The sequence below is a fragment of the Paraburkholderia atlantica genome, from assembly GCF_000092885.1.
GTDB classification, from domain to species: domain Bacteria; phylum Pseudomonadota; class Gammaproteobacteria; order Burkholderiales; family Burkholderiaceae; genus Paraburkholderia; species Paraburkholderia atlantica.
Genome location: NC_014117.1, coordinates 1,477,648 through 1,492,810 on the forward strand (window position 1 = coordinate 1,477,648; position 15,163 = coordinate 1,492,810).

19 protein-coding genes and 1 tRNA gene are annotated in these 15,163 nt (G+C 64.3%); 9 read left to right on the forward strand and 11 right to left on the reverse strand.

The window, feature by feature from the left end; translation table 11 throughout:
• The first annotated feature begins 24 nt into the window (after positions 1 to 24).
• The 3 genes from ssuC to BC1002_RS06550 all read left to right on the forward strand — a co-directional run bounded on the left by ssuC (position 25) and on the right by BC1002_RS06550 (position 2,177).
• Entirely contained in the window at positions 25 to 873 is an 849-nt protein-coding gene (ssuC, locus tag BC1002_RS06540) for an aliphatic sulfonate ABC transporter permease SsuC (RefSeq protein ID WP_013089278.1), read from the forward strand.
• On the forward strand, positions 870 to 1,895 hold the full coding sequence (locus BC1002_RS06545; protein WP_013089279.1) for an ATP-binding cassette domain-containing protein: 1,026 nt from the start codon (positions 870 to 872) through the stop codon (positions 1,893 to 1,895). The genes ssuC and BC1002_RS06545 overlap by 4 nt, the downstream gene beginning before the upstream one ends.
• 66 nt (positions 1,896 to 1,961) lie before the next feature.
• Entirely contained in the window at positions 1,962 to 2,177 is a 216-nt protein-coding gene (locus BC1002_RS06550; RefSeq protein WP_008922916.1) for a TOBE domain-containing protein, read from the forward strand.
• Between the two features lie 35 nt (positions 2,178 to 2,212).
• On the opposite strand, the gene BC1002_RS36135 is transcribed toward BC1002_RS06550, so the two are convergent.
• Entirely contained in the window at positions 2,213 to 2,473 is a 261-nt protein-coding gene (locus BC1002_RS36135) for a hypothetical protein (RefSeq protein WP_013089280.1), read from the reverse strand.
• A 157-nt stretch (positions 2,474 to 2,630) separates the two neighbouring features.
• On the opposite strand from BC1002_RS36135, the gene BC1002_RS06560 reads away from it, so the two are divergent.
• Complete coding sequence (locus BC1002_RS06560) at positions 2,631 to 2,828, forward strand: hypothetical protein (RefSeq protein ID WP_013089281.1); 198 nt, start codon at positions 2,631 to 2,633, stop codon at positions 2,826 to 2,828.
• A gap of 110 nt (positions 2,829 to 2,938) precedes the next feature.
• Complete coding sequence (locus BC1002_RS06565) at positions 2,939 to 3,181, forward strand: DUF6566 family protein (RefSeq protein WP_013089282.1); 243 nt, start codon at positions 2,939 to 2,941, stop codon at positions 3,179 to 3,181.
• A 154-nt stretch (positions 3,182 to 3,335) separates the two neighbouring features.
• Here the strand turns inward: BC1002_RS06565 and BC1002_RS06570 are convergent, their stop codons facing one another.
• The 6 genes from BC1002_RS06570 to BC1002_RS06600 form a co-directional block, all read right to left on the reverse strand.
• Positions 3,336 to 3,605, reverse strand: a complete 270-nt coding sequence (locus BC1002_RS06570) for a hypothetical protein (protein WP_013089283.1) — start codon at positions 3,603 to 3,605, stop codon at positions 3,336 to 3,338.
• Between the two features lie 348 nt (positions 3,606 to 3,953).
• Positions 3,954 to 4,029, reverse strand: a tRNA-His gene (locus BC1002_RS06575).
• Between the two features lie 89 nt (positions 4,030 to 4,118).
• Positions 4,119 to 5,120, reverse strand: coding sequence for a tRNA dihydrouridine(20/20a) synthase DusA (gene dusA / locus BC1002_RS06580; RefSeq protein ID WP_013089284.1), 1,002 nt, complete (start codon positions 5,118 to 5,120; stop codon positions 4,119 to 4,121).
• Between the two features lie 123 nt (positions 5,121 to 5,243).
• Complete coding sequence (locus tag BC1002_RS36140; protein WP_013089285.1) at positions 5,244 to 5,609, reverse strand: hypothetical protein; 366 nt, start codon at positions 5,607 to 5,609, stop codon at positions 5,244 to 5,246.
• A 796-nt stretch (positions 5,610 to 6,405) separates the two neighbouring features.
• On the reverse strand, positions 6,406 to 6,651 hold the full coding sequence (locus BC1002_RS06595; RefSeq protein WP_041734614.1) for a hypothetical protein: 246 nt from the start codon (positions 6,649 to 6,651) through the stop codon (positions 6,406 to 6,408).
• A 247-nt stretch (positions 6,652 to 6,898) separates the two neighbouring features.
• A complete protein-coding gene (locus tag BC1002_RS06600; RefSeq protein WP_013089287.1) occupies positions 6,899 to 7,126 on the reverse strand; it encodes a DUF3820 family protein in 228 nt (75 codons plus the stop codon).
• A 169-nt stretch (positions 7,127 to 7,295) separates the two neighbouring features.
• Here BC1002_RS06600 and BC1002_RS06605 point away from each other — a divergent pair, with 169 nt between their 5' ends.
• A complete protein-coding gene (locus BC1002_RS06605; RefSeq protein ID WP_013089288.1) occupies positions 7,296 to 8,348 on the forward strand; it encodes an NADP(H)-dependent aldo-keto reductase in 1,053 nt (350 codons plus the stop codon).
• Between the two features lie 107 nt (positions 8,349 to 8,455).
• On the opposite strand, the gene BC1002_RS06610 is transcribed toward BC1002_RS06605, so the two are convergent.
• Positions 8,456 to 9,880 carry a M20 family metallopeptidase gene (locus tag BC1002_RS06610; protein WP_013089289.1) on the reverse strand — a complete coding sequence of 475 codons (1,425 nt, stop codon included), beginning with the start codon at positions 9,878 to 9,880 and terminating at the stop codon, positions 8,456 to 8,458.
• 154 nt (positions 9,881 to 10,034) lie between these two features.
• Here BC1002_RS06610 and BC1002_RS06615 point away from each other — a divergent pair, with 154 nt between their 5' ends.
• Together BC1002_RS06615 and BC1002_RS06620 are read left to right on the forward strand one after the other, a co-directional pair.
• Complete coding sequence (locus tag BC1002_RS06615) at positions 10,035 to 11,018, forward strand: LysR family transcriptional regulator (RefSeq protein WP_013089290.1); 984 nt, start codon at positions 10,035 to 10,037, stop codon at positions 11,016 to 11,018.
• Between the two features lie 281 nt (positions 11,019 to 11,299).
• Positions 11,300 to 11,722 (forward strand): hypothetical protein, encoded by a 423-nt coding sequence (locus BC1002_RS06620; protein ID WP_013089291.1) that lies wholly within the window; start codon positions 11,300 to 11,302, stop codon positions 11,720 to 11,722.
• 101 nt (positions 11,723 to 11,823) lie between these two features.
• Here BC1002_RS06620 and BC1002_RS06625 read toward each other — a convergent pair whose 3' ends face one another.
• Together BC1002_RS06625 and nodI are read right to left on the reverse strand one after the other, a co-directional pair.
• Complete coding sequence (locus BC1002_RS06625) at positions 11,824 to 12,651, reverse strand: ABC transporter permease (protein WP_013089292.1); 828 nt, start codon at positions 12,649 to 12,651, stop codon at positions 11,824 to 11,826.
• A gap of 19 nt (positions 12,652 to 12,670) precedes the next feature.
• Entirely contained in the window at positions 12,671 to 13,585 is a 915-nt protein-coding gene (gene nodI, locus BC1002_RS06630; protein ID WP_013089293.1) for a nodulation factor ABC transporter ATP-binding protein NodI, read from the reverse strand.
• 340 nt (positions 13,586 to 13,925) lie between these two features.
• On the opposite strand from nodI, the gene BC1002_RS06635 reads away from it, so the two are divergent.
• Positions 13,926 to 14,393 carry a universal stress protein gene (locus tag BC1002_RS06635; protein ID WP_013089294.1) on the forward strand — a complete coding sequence of 156 codons (468 nt, stop codon included), beginning with the start codon at positions 13,926 to 13,928 and terminating at the stop codon, positions 14,391 to 14,393.
• 71 nt (positions 14,394 to 14,464) lie between these two features.
• Here the strand turns inward: BC1002_RS06635 and BC1002_RS06640 are convergent, their stop codons facing one another.
• Complete coding sequence (locus BC1002_RS06640; RefSeq protein WP_013089295.1) at positions 14,465 to 15,073, reverse strand: DUF2939 domain-containing protein; 609 nt, start codon at positions 15,071 to 15,073, stop codon at positions 14,465 to 14,467.
• Between the last annotated feature and the right edge of the window lie 90 nt (positions 15,074 to 15,163).

Below are 15,163 nucleotides of genomic sequence, written 5' to 3' on the forward strand. Positions count from 1 at the left end.
TCGACCGGTAAGGAGAAAAGCCACATGAGTGACACTGCTTTGAGCGCGGCCACGGGGGCAACCCCGCAGCCCGCGTCCAACGCGCGCGCGGCCGCGTTGCGCCGGTTCGGCGCGCACCTGGTGCCGTGGCTCGCGCCTGTCGCGATCCTGCTCGCATGGGAAATCGCCGCGCGCAGCGGCGCGCTGTCGACACGCGTGCTGCCCGAGCCGTTCGCGGTCGTGAAGGCCGCATGGTCGCTGATCCAGTCCGGCGAAATGTGGGCCGACGTGAAGGTCAGCACGTGGCGCGCGGTGTCGGGTTTCGCGATCGGCGGCGGCATCGGTCTCGTACTTGGACTGGCGACGGGTTTGTTCAAGCCCGCTGAAATCGTGCTCGATTCCACCGTGCAGATGATCCGCAACATCCCCGCGCTCGCGATGATTCCGCTCGTGATCCTGTGGTTCGGCATCGAGGAACAAGCGAAGGTGTTCCTCGTCGCGCTCGGCGTGTTCTTCCCGGTCTATGTGAACACGTTCCACGGCATCCGCTCCGTCGATGCGAACCTGATCGAGATGGCGCGCAGTTATGGCGTCAAAGGCTTCGCGCTGTACCGCCACGTGATCCTGCCGGGCGCGCTGCCGTCGATTCTGGTCGGCGTGCGCTTCGCGTTCGGGCTGATGTGGGTCACGCTGATCGTCGCCGAGACTATTTCCGCGCAATCGGGCATCGGCTACATGACGATGAACGCGCGCGAATTCCTGCAAACCGATGTTGTGGTGGTCGGCATTCTCCTGTACGCGGCGCTCGGCAAGCTCGCCGACATGCTCGCGAAGAGCCTCGAGCGCCTGTCGCTGCGCTGGCATCCGGCCTATCAGCGGGGAGCAAAAGCATGAGCGCAACGACGTTATCGACGGCATTCGGCGGTATCGCCGGCAGCGACCTCGAGACCGAACTCGCGCAGCCGCGGCTTGCGGATCACGACGCGGACGAGGCCGCGGAGATCGAGCGGGACGGGGTGGCTGGCGCGCATTACGGCTCGCAACCCGGCTTGCAAGTCGCTCCCGCCCTGAGCCGCAGCGACGCGCGCCCCGCAAGCGACTACGCGGTGCAATTGCGCGGCGTCGGCAAACGCTATGGCGAGCGCGAGGTGCTGTCGGGCTTCGATCTGTCGATCGAGCGGGGCAGCTTCGTCGCGATCGTCGGCCGCAGCGGCTGCGGCAAGTCGACGTTGCTGCGGCTCGTCGCGGGTCTCGAAGAAGCCAGTTCGGGCGTGCTCGAAAAACGCGCCGGCAATGGCGGTCCGCTCGACACCCGCATCATGTTCCAGGATGCGCGTCTGCTGCCGTGGAAAAGCGTGCTGCAGAACGTGATGCTCGGCCTCGGCCGTGGCCGAGGCGCGCGCGACGATGCGCGCGCGGTGCTCGCCGAAGTCGGCCTGCTCGAACGCGCGAACGACTGGCCCGCGCAACTCTCGGGCGGTCAGCGGCAGCGCGTCGCGCTCGCGCGGGCGCTCGTGCATCGTCCGCAATTGCTGCTGCTCGACGAGCCGCTCGGCGCGCTCGATGCGTTGACGCGCATCGAAATGCACACGCTGATCGAACGGCTGTGGCGCGAGCATCGCTTCACCGCGCTACTCGTCACGCACGATGTGCACGAAGCCGTCGCGCTCGGCGACCGGATTCTGCTGATCGAGGACGGCCGCATCGCGCTCGATCAGCCGGTCGCGCTCGCGCGTCCGCGCGCGCGGGCGTCGGCGGGCTTCGCGGCGCTCGAAGACCACGTGCTGCAACGCGTGCTGAAAAACGCGCCGAACGACGACACGCTCGCGCATCGCGCGTACGAGCCCTATGACCCGTACGGCCTGCCGGAAGCGGGCCGTCTGACGCGGCCAACCGACGTGCGCTGGGCCGTCTGAGCTTTCCAGCAAACCGATCCCATCCGATCCATTCCGTTATCAACCGCTTCTGTGGAGTTATCTGAAATGAGCATTTCCGCCATCAACGTGCGCAATCAGTTCAAAGGCAAGGTCAAGGAAATCATCCGCGGCTCGGTGGTGTCCGAAGTCGACGTGGAGACGCCGTTCGGCATCGTCACATCGGTGATCACGACTCGCTCGGTCGACGAACTCGAACTGAAAGTCGGCTCGGAGGTGGTCGCGCTCGTGAAGTCGACCGAGGTGTCGATTGCGCGGCTTTGATGACGTTCCGCTAGTGCGAGCGGTGTGCGCAGCGGCTACTTCGCGTTTGCGCCGCTTGCCGGCGGCTCGTGCGACATGTGGTCGTTGGTTGGCTTCGTCGGTCGCTTGATCGGCATGTTGTCCGGGTTGCTCGAACCGCCGGCGCCCGATGCCGCCTCGGGCGGTTTGGCCATCGGCGCATGGCTGTCCGGCGGCGCGCTGGATGCCGTTTGCGCGTCGGCGCTCGCGCCGCTCGCGAGCAGCGCCGCCAGCGCTGCGGCAGTGGCGGTCAACGTGGCCCAATTGCCTCGCTTCATGTCGTTCTCCTTCGATGTCGCGCGTCGTCTGTAGACACGCGGCTGTGTGCACGATTCATTAGTAGCAGACGGTGTTCCGGGGCCGCGGCTGGCGCGCACGCCTGCATCCGCCGATGAAACTTGCTACGATGAATTGAGCATTCCGACGGAGACGGCCATGTCGAAATCCTTGAGTCCCGAAGCGGTCGAAGCGTTGCGGCGTCTGAACGACGTCGGCGTCGGACAGACGGCGCCCGAAGTCGCGCAGTCCGTCGCGGCGGAGTTGCTGGCATGTGACCTCGTTGCCGAAGCGGGCAGCGGTGGGGTCGAAATCAACTGCAACGGCCGACAGTATCTTTCGGGCGACTGCAACTGATCCGCTGGTCGGCGACCGGCCGCAGGGCCGGAGTGAAGAGCGAGGCGGCGCGTCGCGGGTAAGGCGCGCGCGTTCGCTTGCCCGCGATCGGCGAAACCACGGAGACGAACATGGAGCCGAAGGGCGTCGACATGGGCGACTACCAGGCGCGCTATGGCGACTACGACATCGAGGTGGCGGTCGAACAGGTGCTGACCGGCGTCAAGGCGCATTTCCGGGTGCTGCGCGACGATTCGACGGTGGTCGACTGGCAGCTCGTGCATATCGATACCTTGTGGTCCACCGAGCATGCGGCTGCGGAGGCGGCTTTTAGCGCGGCGCGTGAGTTGATCGATGCGGGGCTGGCGAGTTAGAGGTGGATAGCGGGGTCCCGAAGGAAGGATGCCAGACGTACTACAGCCGGCGTAAACGCAACTGGGCGCCGGCATCGATACTGCATGCGCGGCGCCCAGTTTGATCGCTGCCTTCAGAGGCAGCGGATCTAACGGTACTGCAACTGCTGGCGGCTTAGTGGCCGAAGTACACCGATTGCGGGCCCGACTTGGGTTCGCTGCGCGAGCCCGATTGGGTCGACACGCTATTCACGCCACCGTACGCATTCGATTGCGCGTTGGCGCGTTCAGCAGCGACCGTCTGCGCATTCTGGCCTTGCTGCGAAGCCGGCGCGCCAACCGACGGACGATAGTACGGCGCCGGACCATAGCCGCTTGCGAAAGCAGGAGCGGCGATCGAGGCGGAAGCGGCAACCAGCAGGGCGGCGATAAACTTGGTCTTCATGGTAGGACTCCGATAACGTTTCGACTGCATTTCAGGAAGATGTTGCAGGAGCCAGTGAACCAGGTGTCTGCAACGTCGATGGAAGGCAGTGTATACCCCTACTATCGAGAATTTGTGCCGATAATCTGAAATTACTATTCCCGATGAAGAAACAATCGTTCAGACGTAAGCGCGGCAAGGCCGACCGCTGATCCGGCCCTGTTGGCCAAGCGGTTTTTGAAGATCGACAGAAGGGGAAGGGGCGGTGCGGGGCGAAAGACCGCACGTTCGTCATGGAAAACGCAGAAGGCTGCCGGCAAAACGGAAACGGCGTTGTGATTGCTCACAACGCCGTTCGCTTGAATTCTTTGGGGTGGCTGATGGGACTCGAACCCACGACGACAGGAATCACAATCCTGGACTCTACCAACTGAGCTACAGCCACCACTAACATCCGCTTGACTTGCTTTAAAAACCTGTCTCGCCGACGAAGAAACGAGATTATAGGGACTAGATTCGGGTTTGCCTAGTCCTTTATTCAAATATTTCGAGAGGCTCCCGCAGATGCTGTCTCGCTTCGTCGAAGATGGTCAGATCGCGGGCCGCAAGCCGCTTGCTGTCGGACAAAACTCGACGCCACCCGCGCGCGCCCGCTTCGCCGCGATAGAGCCCGAGCGCATGGCGCGTGATCGCGCCGAGATAGGTGCCGCGCGCCATTTCGGTTGCGCAATACTCGATCAGTTTCGCTTCGACCTGATCGCGCGTCGGCGGCGATTGTGTCGACCCATAGAAGCGCGCGTCGACATCGGCGAGCACGTACGGGTTGTGATATGCCTCGCGCCCGAGCATGACGCCGTCGACGTGCTGAAGATGCGTGTCGACTTCGTCGAGCGTCTTGATGCCGCCATTGATGATGATCTCCAACTGCGGAAAATCGCGCTTCAGCTGATACGCGTAGTCGTACTTGAGCGGTGGAATCTCGCGGTTTTCCTTCGGGCTCAAGCCCTTCAGGATCGCGTTACGCGCGTGAACGATGAACACCTCGCAGCCGGCCTCCGCGATCGTGCCGACGAAATCGCGGACGAAGCCATATTCCTCGACCGTATCCACGCCGATGCGGTGCTTGACCGTAACCGGCACCGAGACGACGTCGCGCATCGCCTTCACGCAATCGGCGACGAGTTGCGGCTCGTTCATCAGGCATGCACCGAACGCGCCGCGTTGCACGCGCTCGGACGGGCAGCCGCAATTCAGATTGATTTCGTCATAGCCCCATTGCTCGCCGAGCTTTGCCGAACGCGCGAGATCGTCGGGCTCGCTGCCGCCGAGTTGCAGCGCGACCGGCGCTTCGTCGGGCGTGAACGCGAGATGGCGCGGCACGTCGCCGTGCAGCAGCGCACCGGTCGTCACCATTTCCGTGTAAAGCCACGTATGGCGCGAAATCATTCGATGCAGCGAGCGGCAATGACGATCCGTCCAATCCATCATCGGAGCAACGGACACGCGGCGGGGGCTGGGAGTGCGGGGTAATGACATGGAACGGCCAAGCGGCTTGAATCAAAACAATAATTTTACCGCAAGGCCAGAAACCGCCGGGCGCGCTGAAGCCGTGTCACTGTCGCGACGGAGGCGGGCACCGGTCCGTCGACGCTCAATGTCTCAGTGTCCATGTCCCCCCATCCCGCCACCATGGCTCCACGCGCTGCCGCCGCCGTGCATGCCGCCGAATCCGCCGCCGTGCCATCCGCCGTCCCCGCCATGCCATCCGCCGTGACCGCCGTGCCAACCACCCCCATGCCATCCGCCGCGCCCATGCCAATACCCATGTCCGTAATAGCAGCACGGCCCGCCAAAACCGCCGTAGATACCAACCGAGCCGTACACCGGCCCGTAGTAAGGCGGTCCGTACGCGTAGGGATAATAGGGTTCTGCGTAGCCGTAGTCCGCTGGCGGCGCGACGACGCATCCAGTGATGCTCGCTGCCATGGCCGCTAGCAGCGTCATCGATGCAATGAGCCTGGTCACGATTTTCTCCTTCACGTAAACCTCAGAAAAACCGCGCTCAACGGAGTTCAGCCGTGTTTGTGTCCGAGCGTTACCGGCGTCGGCGCGGCGCGGTGCGCTCGGGGCTTCGATCATGCGAGCCGTTGCCGCGAGGCTCGACCTTTCCGCCAGTCTTTCCGCGCATTACCGGACGGCGCTGCGGTAACACTTCGTCAACGGTCCGAAACGCGACTGCAGCGCACCGTTGCTAACTTCCGTCGGACGATTCGTCTTTTGAGTCGCAAGCGATGCGCTTGCCTGCGTGGCAATCCGCGCTTCTGCCTGCCGTTGCGCCAGCCTTTCGCCACTGCTCACAAGCAATTTACCGCCGTCAATGAAGCTCAACCCTCAATCCAACACAGCCGAGCAATGGGGCGCCGAGGGGGAAGCGATATTGCGACCCGCGCAACGCCGATCCCTATCGCGCAGTCGGCAGGACGCTCGGGCAGCTGCATAGGCTCGAGGCTGCCGTCGACGCCTATCGCGAAGCGGTGCGCCTGAATCCGCGAGCCGACGGTTCGAGTAACAACGTGGGCAACTGCTTGCAGGCGCATGGCCGTTTCGACGAAGCTCACGAAGCGTACCCGCGCGCGATTCACCGCGCGCGTTGATGGGACACTGGCGGCGCGCTCTTCCCGCAGACGCGAGGCTCGAAATTCAGTACGAGGCAATGGTCGACGATTTCGATGCGAACATTGGTCGGGCGCTGGCAGCCGCGACGCGAATTGTTCGAACCGCTATGGAAAGGTCTCGGCGCCGAGCTGGCGGCGACCGACGCTCAATGCCCGATCACCGACACGTGATGCAGCCACGGGTAGACGCCGGCAATGAAGGCCACGTAGATCGCCGCCATCGTCACGCCGGCGGCCGTGCCCCACACGTCGCGCGATGCCGCGCCCTGGCGGAAATGCACGGGTAGGCCGACCACGACGTAACCGATCAGGAAGAACAGGATGACCGCGCGCACTGGCGACAGATCGTGGCCGATGAAGTCGAGCAAGGCGGACAGGTTGAATTGCGACATGGACATACAGGCAGTCACGAAGGCGGGGATCGCACGGCGCCGGAACACATCGAAACAGTTCAGCGAACGATGACTGAACCGCTTCACTATCGACGTCCCACAGCGCGACGACCTATGCCGATTAAAGGCCATGCAAACGCGATCCGCAAGGAAAAAACCTGTATGAATTCGGACTGCCCGACATTGCTTGCAGCCTGCCTTCGCCGCGACTTTCAGCGGGCTTGGCAACGCTTTCACGGAGACGGTTTCAACGCTCGTTGGTCTTCAGTTTGCGCAAAGGATCGAGCAGCGGTTTCAACCCGTTGTGATCGATCTCGTGCATCAACGCGAGCAAACGGCCGATCTCGCCGGGCGGAAAGCCCTGGCTCGCGAACCAGTTCAAATAGTGGCCGGGGAGGTCGGCAATCACGCGGCCTTTATATTTCCCGTAGGGCATCACGCGCGTGACCAGCAATTCGAGGTGTTCGTGATTCATGGCAACGGAGTCGTGATGAAGCGCGCCTTTTGAGCGCAAAGCATGTACTGCGCAACTCGCCAGGCTGCGCGCTGCAACGCATGGCTCCGCATTCTAGCCTTGCTGCAGGTAATGCGCCGGCGTGGTAACGTCTGCGCTTTCCGTTCACCTCTTCAACAGGACAAGTTAGATGGAATACCGCAGACTCGGCGACTCCGACGTGCAGGTCAGCCTGATTGGTCTCGGCACGATGACGTGGGGCGAGCAGAACACCGAGCAGGAAGCGCACGCGCAGATCGACTATGCGCTCGATCACGGCGTGAACCTGATCGACACCGCCGAAATGTATCCGGTGCCGCCGCGCGCCGAAACGCAAGGTTCGACGGAGCGCTACATCGGCACGTGGCTCGCGCAGCACAAGAGCGCGCGCGAGAAGATCGTGCTCGCCACCAAGATCGCGGGCCCCGCGCGTCAGCCGCACAATCCGCGTCATATTCGCGGCGAAGGCAATCAGTTCGACCGCAAGAACCTGACCGAGGCGCTCAACGACAGCCTCAAACGTCTGCAAACGGATTACGTCGATCTGTATCAGTTGCACTGGCCCGATCGCAGCACGATGACGTTCGGCCGTGCGTCGTATCCGTGGGTCGACGACGCGTACACGGTGCCGATCGAGGAGACGCTGACGGTGCTCGCCGAATTCGTGAAGGCTGGCAAGGTGCGCCATGTGGGGGTGTCGAACGAAACGCCGTGGGGTGTTGCGCAGTTTCTGCGCGCGGCCGAAAAGCTCGGCCTGCCGCGCATCGTCAGCATCCAGAATCCATACAGCCTGTTGAACCGCACGTACGAAGCAGGTCTGTCCGAGTACGCGCATCGCGACAACATCGGTCTGCTCGCGTATTCGCCGCTCGCGTTCGGCTGGCTGTCGGGCAAGTACGAAGGCGGCGCGCGTCCGGCCGGCGCACGCATCACGCTGTTCGAGCGCTTTGCGCGCTACAGCAAGCCGCAAGCCGTGCAGGCGACCACGCGTTATGTGGAGCTCGCGAAGCGCCACGGCATGTCGCCCGCGCAATTCGCGCTCGCGTTCGTCAATAGCCGGCCGTTCGTGACCAGCAATCTGATCGGCGCGACGTCGCTCGAGCAGTTGAAGGAAAACATCGCCAGCGCGGACGTGAAGCTGTCGCCCGAAGTGCTTGCGGAAATCGACAGGCTGCACGAGCTGCAGCCGAATCCGGCGCCTTGATGCCGGTGTCGACGTCGATGTAAGCGCGGCGCGCTTGCCGCGGTGGCCCCGGTCGAATGCCGGGGCGGCCGCGGCAGGCGCAGCAAATCAATCGGCGCTAGCCGAACTCAACTCGCGGCCTTTGCCGCATCCACCGTCTCGCCCTTCGCCGCAAGCGGCGAATTCTCGCCGAGATCCCAGAACAGTCCCGCCATCATCTGCAGACCTTCGCGCACCACCGGGCCTAGAAGGTGCTCGTTCGGCGCATGCTGAGAGCAGGCCGGATAAGAATGCGGCACCCAGATCGTCGGTAGACCGAGCGTGTCGGCGAATACCTCGTTCGGCAGCGTGCCGCCGAGATTCGGCAGTAGCGCGGTCTTCTTGCCCGTGGTCGCTTCGAGCGACGCGAGCGCCCAGCTGACCCACGGATCGTCCGGATCGAGCCGCGTGGCTGGCGCGCCGCGTTCGATGTCGAGTTCGACCAGCTGAAAGCCGTGCGCATCGAGATGCGCGCGCAGATGCTTGCCGAGATTTTCCCAATCGGTGCCGACCACGAAGCGCAACTGGCAGACCGCGAACGCCGACGGCGGAATCGCGTTGACCGGGTTCTCCGGATTGCCCGCCTTGAAGGCCAGCACTTCGAAGCTGTTCCAGCCGAACACGCGCTCGGGCGCGGAAAGACCCGGCTCGCCCCAGTCATCGTCGACGGTGGGGTCGCTGGGGCCGTCGCCCACCGTGATGTCGGCAAGCGCGCGGCGCACGGCCTCGGGGATCGGCGGCGGGCGCAGACCATCGACCGCGATCACGCCGCGCGCATCGACGAGACTCGCGAGCGCGTTGGCGAGCACCGTCGCCGGATTGCGCAGCAGGCCGCCCCAGTTGCCGGAGTGATGCGCGCCGTCGCGCAGGTTCAGCGACAGCCTGAAGTTGACCGCGCCCCGCGAGCCGAGAAATACGGTCGGACGACGCGCGGCAAGACGCGGGCCGTCGGAGGCGATCAGCACGTCGGCGGCGAGTTCGTCGCGGTGCGCGCGGCAGATCGCATCGAGCCCCGGCGAGCCCGTTTCCTCGCCCATTTCGATCAGCAGCTTCGTGTTGAAGCCCAGTTTGCCATCGCGCGCGGCGAGCGTGCACGCGAGCGCGGCGAGGTTGATCGAGTGCTGACCTTTGTTGTCGGCGGTGCCGCGACCGAACCAGCGCTCGCCTTCGACGGTCACCGCCCACGGCGTCAGCGGCGCGCGCCACTGGCTGTCGTAGCCGCGCACGACGTCGCCGTGGCCGTAGATCAGCACGGTCGGCAGATGATCGCCTTCGTGACGCTTGGCGATCAGGAACGGACCGAAGCCGTCCACCGGGTTATCGACGATGCGCGTGCTGAAGCCGAGGCGCTCCGCTGCGGGCTGGATTTCGTCGGTCAGATAAGACAGCAGCAGCGCGCCGCGATCGCTTTCCTGGCTTTCGGTGCGAATGCCGACGCGGCGGTTCAGGTCGGCGAGAAAAGCGCCGGATTCGAAGTGCCGGGTGGCAAGCTCGATGGCCTGGTGGCGGCTCATGTCGGTGTCTCCAATGCGGGGGGGCGGGTGGGGCGTTGCGACCGATTCTAGAAGCGCGCCATTTTTGTCACAATGATCATGTTTCGAAGCTTGCGTTGCCGGAAAGGCAAAGCGTCACCGCACCGTTGCAACTGATTCAATCGAGGCGTCCCGAATGGCACGTTCACTGCATGGCATCGCGCTGCGTTATTTCGTCGAAGTCGCGCGCAGCGGCTCGCTGAGCGACGCGTCCGAACGGCTGCATGTCGCGGTATCGGCGCTCAGCCGGCAGATCGTGCGGCTCGAAAGCGAACTCGGCGTCACGCTGTTCGAGCGGCGTCCGCGCGGCATGGCGCTGTCCGAGGCCGGCGAGCGGCTGCTTGCGTATGCGCAACGCAGCCTGCTCGAAGCCGAGCACGTGATGAAGGAGCTCAGCGGTCTCGCGAGCCTGCACGGCAGCCGGATCAAGATCGCGACCGCCGAGGGCTTCGCGGTCGACTTCCTGCCCGCGGCGATCGCGGATTTCCGCGCCGAGCACCCCGGCATCGATTTCACGCTGACGGTGATGTCGCCGGCCGACGCGACCCGCCATGTGCGCGACGGTGACGTCGACATTGCGTTGTCGTTCAGCCTCGCGCCGGAGAAGGGCGTCAAGGTCGAGCACACCGAACCCGCGCCGGTGTTCGTGCTGGTGCGCGCCGATCATCCGCTCGCGACGCGCGCGAAGCTGTCGCTCGCCGAGGTGAGCCGTTATCCGCTGGTGTTATCGGAGGCCGGCACCACGCTTCGCCAATTGATCGACATCACATGCGCGCTCGAAGGCATCCTGCTCGAGCCAGACCTGATCTGCAACAGCAGCGGCGCGAGTTATCGCTATGCGCAGAAGGCCGGCGCGATCATGTTCACGGGGCTGCTGTCGGTGCGCGACCGCTATGCCGACGACGGCTTCGTCGTGATTCCGCTGACCGACCCACAGATGCGCCAGCGCAGCATCCAGGTACAGACGATGGCCGGGCGCGAGTTGCCGCCGTCGGTGCGGACGTTTCGCGACCATCTGATCGCGCGGATCGCGGATCCGAAGCCGGCCGGGGCGCAGCCCTCGAAGGCGGACCGAGGGCGCGGCAAGCGCACGCCGCGGCGCCCGCGAGCCGATGCATGAAATGCGACACATGCCACGCAATAAGCGGCAAATGTTCTCCCGGAATCCGAATCACGACCTAAACTGTGGTGGACGGCAAAGACGGCCCTGAGAAAACGGCCCCGATGGTGCGCGCCACGATCGGGGGAAACGGCAGAACGATGGCAGTCGAAGCGCGGACCGGCCGCGCAGCCCGCGATGCTGCAATGCACCCAGGCGGCAACAGATGGACTCAAAAAGAAACGCGGCGCGTCGACCCGAAGGCGCGTTGCCCACAACAGAGCGATAGGACCAACACATCCATGGCGCAACAGAAAACCAATCCGAAACTCGAGCAGGCGCTCACGCGCGGCGATCTCGCGATCCGCCAGGCCAACTCGGCGAGAGCGACCGCGCTGTTGCGCGCGCTCGCCAAGATGATCGTCGATGCGTCGGCGACCATCGGCGTGGAAGCCTTCACACTGATTCACGACGGCGACAAGATCTACGATCCCGCCGATGGTCTATGGCCGCAGGCGCTGCTGATCTCGCTCGACGGTCCGGTCGAGGATGCCGATCCCGACGAATTGCGCACGGTGCGGCTGATCGCGGACGATCCAGCCACGGTGTTCCGCGTCGAGTGGCAGCGCGCCGATGGCAAGATCGGGCGTCACGAGGGCGGCCCCTTTGCGACGGTCGCGTTCATCTCCGACGTCGACATTCCGTGGACCGATGACGAGGACTGAGCGCGCCCGACGAGCAAACGCGCAGCGTGGCGACCGGCGCGGCGCCGTCTCGCGCTCGCGCCGGCACAACGAGGCAGAATGCGCCGCCCCGCGCGTTCGGCTTACTTCATCATGCGGCGCCGAAACAGGATCGCCGACACGATAAAGCCGCCGACCGCATAAGCGGCCAGCACGCTCACATGCAGCGCCGCGTGCTCCATCGGCCGGCCGAGCATCGCCGGGCGCATCAGATCGACCGCGTTGGCGAGCGGTAGCGCGGCGGTCACCGCTTGCGCGGCGCCGGGCAGTTGCGAGATCGGAAAGAACACGCCGGAGAGCAACAGCATCGGCGTGAGCACGAGCGTCTGATAGAACATGAAAAAGTCGTACGACGGCGCGAGCGCCGTCACGATCATCGCGAGGCTCGCGAACGCGAGACCGGCCAGCACGATGACCGGCAGCGCGAGCAGCATCGACGGAAAACTCGCATAGCCGAGCGCGCCCGCTACCAGCATGATCGCCACCCCAGACAACACCGATTTGCTGGCGGCCCACACCACCTCGCCGAGCACGATATCGCCGAGCGTGAGCGGCGTATGCATGATCGCCTCCCAGGTGCGCTGCACGTGCATGCGCGAAAAGCCCGAATACATCGACTCGAAGCTCGCCGACATCATCACGCTCGACGCCACCGTGCCCGCCGCGAGGAACGAGATATACGACACGCCGTCGACGTGCCCGACCATCAGCCCGAGCCCGAGGCCGAGGCCGAACAGATAGATCATCGGATCGGCGAGGTTGCCGAACATCGACGCGATCGCGAGCTTCTTCCACACCAGATAGTTGCGGCGCCACACCGCGATCCAGTTCGTGGCGTTGGCGGGGAAGGCGCCGAACGGCTCTTGCGCCGATGGCGTACCTTCTTGGGTTTCGTAGGTGCGTGCGTCCATCAAGTGTCTCGCTGCGGGTTCAGTCCTGCATTTCGCGGCCCGTGAGCCGCAGAAATACATCCTCGAGATTCGCCGGCCGATGCAGATAGCGCAGATCCGCGCGCTGCTTCAGGCGCATATGCACGGGCTGCGCGTCATTCACGTAACAGAATAGGGTCTCGCCGCTGATCTCGGTGCGCTCGGCGAGCGGCGCGAGTTCGTCGCGCAACGCAAACGGATCGGGACCGTAGATCTCGATCACGTCGCAGCCGATCTCGGACTCGATCAGCTCGCGCGGCGCACCTTCGGCGATCTTGCGTCCTTCCTCGATCACGCACAGTCGATGACAAAGCCGTTCGGCTTCTTCCATGAAGTGCGTGGTCAGCAGGATGGTCTTGCCGCGCGCGAGCAGCGAGCGCAGCCGCTCCCAGATCAGATGGCGCGCCTGCGGGTCGAGACCGGTGGTCGGCTCGTCCATGATCAGCACGTCGGGATCGTTGATCAGCGCGCGCGCGAGGGTCAGCCGCCGCTTCATGCCGCCGGACAGTTCGCTCACGCGCGCGTCCGCCTTGTTCTCGAGGCGGGCGAATTCGAGCAGACCCGGGACGGCCGCGCGACACTGGGCGGCGCTCAGGCCGAAATAGCGGCCGAACACGAGCAGATTCTCGCGCACGGTGAAATCGGGATCGAGGTTGTCGAACTGCGGCACCACGCCCACGCGCGAGCGCGCGAGGCGCGCGCGGCCCGGGATCGACTCGCCGCACAGGCGGATCGCGCCGGCGTCGGGGGCCGCGATGCCGAGCAGCATGCGCAGCGTCGTGGTCTTGCCTGCGCCGTTGGGGCCGAGCAGTCCGAAGCATTCGCCGGTGTTTACATGAAACGACAATCCGTCGACGACGGTTTTTTCGCCGTAGCTTTTCCTGACGTGATGGAATTCGATGGGGGCGGCGGGCATGACTCGAGCGAGGCTCCGAAAGAAGGCATAACGTACGCGCAAGACACACAACATACCTGCGACGCACGCATTTCGCACGTGAGGCCGCTTATTCTAGGGCATCGGCCACTGATGCGAGCGGGGTCCTGGAACGCATAATGCGTGGGCTGCGATGCGTTCGCATCCGAAGTTTTGCGGTGCCGCAAACGTGTGCGAATACCGCCTCCGGTGGCCCAACGCTTGGCAGACGGCTTCAGCACGCACCGACTATGCACTTAGCGTTTTCCATCCCTTGCAAGCCGAATTGCGGCGCACCATGATTGATTCAGACCGCGCTTTCCGCGCGAATGGGAGAAGACAGATGGCGAGCTACCAGAAAATCCTGTTGTGCTACGACGGCTCGCGCGAAGGCCGCAAAGCCCTGCGTTGCGGCGCTGATCTGGCGTTGGACCTGAAGGCGGAAACGCATCTGCTGTCGGTCGTCGACATGCGTTCCAGCATCGCGCAAAGCGCGGGCTTATTGACCGATGTGGCGTGCGGAAGCTTCGAAAAAACGGCCCGCGAGATTCTGCAGGAGGGCGTGAACTGGCTGACCGAGCGAGGCGTGAACGCACAGGGGCATTTCGCGTTCGGTCATCCGATCGACGAGATCGCCAATCTTGCCAACGAGTTGCACGTCGACCTCGTGGTGGTGGGTCATCGCTGCCGGACTGGTTTGTCGCGGTGGTGGATGGGGGCGGGCAATACGCCGCTGCTCGACCGCGTGTCGTGCAGCATTCTGGTGGCGTGCTCGTCGGCGCAGGAGCAGCAGCAGGCGGCTGCGGCGTAATCCGCACAACCCTGTCACGCGGCTGGCCGCAATGGCCAGCCCGCGCATCCCTTCAGTTCACGGCTTGAACCTCACTCGTTCAGATTGATCGCCGCGAGCTTCCACGTGACCAGACCTTCGCGACGAAAGATCGCCGAATAGTTCGCGTTGCCTTCGCCGCGTCGGTACGTGACAACGAACTCGTTGAGACTACGATAGCCGGCCGTGCTTTGACGCCCGGGGGGCGGCGCGCTTGCCTGAGTGGCGGTGTCGCCCGCGGCTGGTGCTTCGCCGCCCGCGGCTGGCGGCGCGGACGGTTGTTCGCCCGGTGTGCCACGCGGCGGCATGCCGTTCAGCAGTGCCGCGACGCCGTCGGGTGTCGCATAGGCATCGACGAGCGGGCCGATCAGCGTCACGCCGATCACCGCGCCGATCGTAGCCATCTTGTTGCCGGCATCCGCCTCGAGTCGGCGTGTCAGCATGGCGCCCACCTGCTGCTTCAGGCTATCGCGTAGCGCGGGGAAATCGACGTACTGATTGACGGTTTGCACGTCGCGCGCGTCTGCCGCGCGTTTGAGATTGTTCACCGCGAGATACGGTGACGCATAAATAAACCCCAGCGCGGCAATCACGATCACCACGATCAGCGTGATCAGCAGCGGCCGGGCGGCGCTGCCCTGTGTGCGTTTCGGAATTGTCATCGAATGGGACTCCACGTCAGTGATGATCTAACGTCGACCACGGCGAGGTCGAAACGATCCCATCCCACGCGAATCTCTGAACATCCGAAG

Coding starts and splice junctions, on each gene's coding strand:
- ssuC (WP_013089278.1), top strand. CDS start 25: ATGAGTGACACTGCTTTGAGCGCGGCCACGGGGGCAACCCCGCAGCCC.
- BC1002_RS06545 (WP_013089279.1), top strand. CDS start 870: ATGAGCGCAACGACGTTATCGACGGCATTCGGCGGTATCGCCGGCAGC.
- BC1002_RS06550 (WP_008922916.1), top strand. CDS start 1,962: ATGAGCATTTCCGCCATCAACGTGCGCAATCAGTTCAAAGGCAAGGTC.
- BC1002_RS36135 (WP_013089280.1), bottom strand. CDS start 2,473: ATGAAGCGAGGCAATTGGGCCACGTTGACCGCCACTGCCGCAGCGCTG.
- BC1002_RS06560 (WP_013089281.1), top strand. CDS start 2,631: ATGTCGAAATCCTTGAGTCCCGAAGCGGTCGAAGCGTTGCGGCGTCTG.
- BC1002_RS06565 (WP_013089282.1), top strand. CDS start 2,939: ATGGAGCCGAAGGGCGTCGACATGGGCGACTACCAGGCGCGCTATGGC.
- BC1002_RS06570 (WP_013089283.1), bottom strand. CDS start 3,605: ATGAAGACCAAGTTTATCGCCGCCCTGCTGGTTGCCGCTTCCGCCTCG.
- dusA (WP_013089284.1), bottom strand. CDS start 5,120: ATGTCATTACCCCGCACTCCCAGCCCCCGCCGCGTGTCCGTTGCTCCG.
- BC1002_RS06595 (WP_041734614.1), bottom strand. CDS start 6,651: ATGTCGCAATTCAACCTGTCCGCCTTGCTCGACTTCATCGGCCACGAT.
- BC1002_RS06600 (WP_013089287.1), bottom strand. CDS start 7,126: ATGAATCACGAACACCTCGAATTGCTGGTCACGCGCGTGATGCCCTAC.
- BC1002_RS06605 (WP_013089288.1), top strand. CDS start 7,296: ATGGAATACCGCAGACTCGGCGACTCCGACGTGCAGGTCAGCCTGATT.
- BC1002_RS06610 (WP_013089289.1), bottom strand. CDS start 9,880: ATGAGCCGCCACCAGGCCATCGAGCTTGCCACCCGGCACTTCGAATCC.
- BC1002_RS06615 (WP_013089290.1), top strand. CDS start 10,035: ATGGCACGTTCACTGCATGGCATCGCGCTGCGTTATTTCGTCGAAGTC.
- BC1002_RS06620 (WP_013089291.1), top strand. CDS start 11,300: ATGGCGCAACAGAAAACCAATCCGAAACTCGAGCAGGCGCTCACGCGC.
- BC1002_RS06625 (WP_013089292.1), bottom strand. CDS start 12,651: ATGGACGCACGCACCTACGAAACCCAAGAAGGTACGCCATCGGCGCAA.
- nodI (WP_013089293.1), bottom strand. CDS start 13,585: ATGCCCGCCGCCCCCATCGAATTCCATCACGTCAGGAAAAGCTACGGC.
- BC1002_RS06635 (WP_013089294.1), top strand. CDS start 13,926: ATGGCGAGCTACCAGAAAATCCTGTTGTGCTACGACGGCTCGCGCGAA.
- BC1002_RS06640 (WP_013089295.1), bottom strand. CDS start 15,073: ATGACAATTCCGAAACGCACACAGGGCAGCGCCGCCCGGCCGCTGCTG.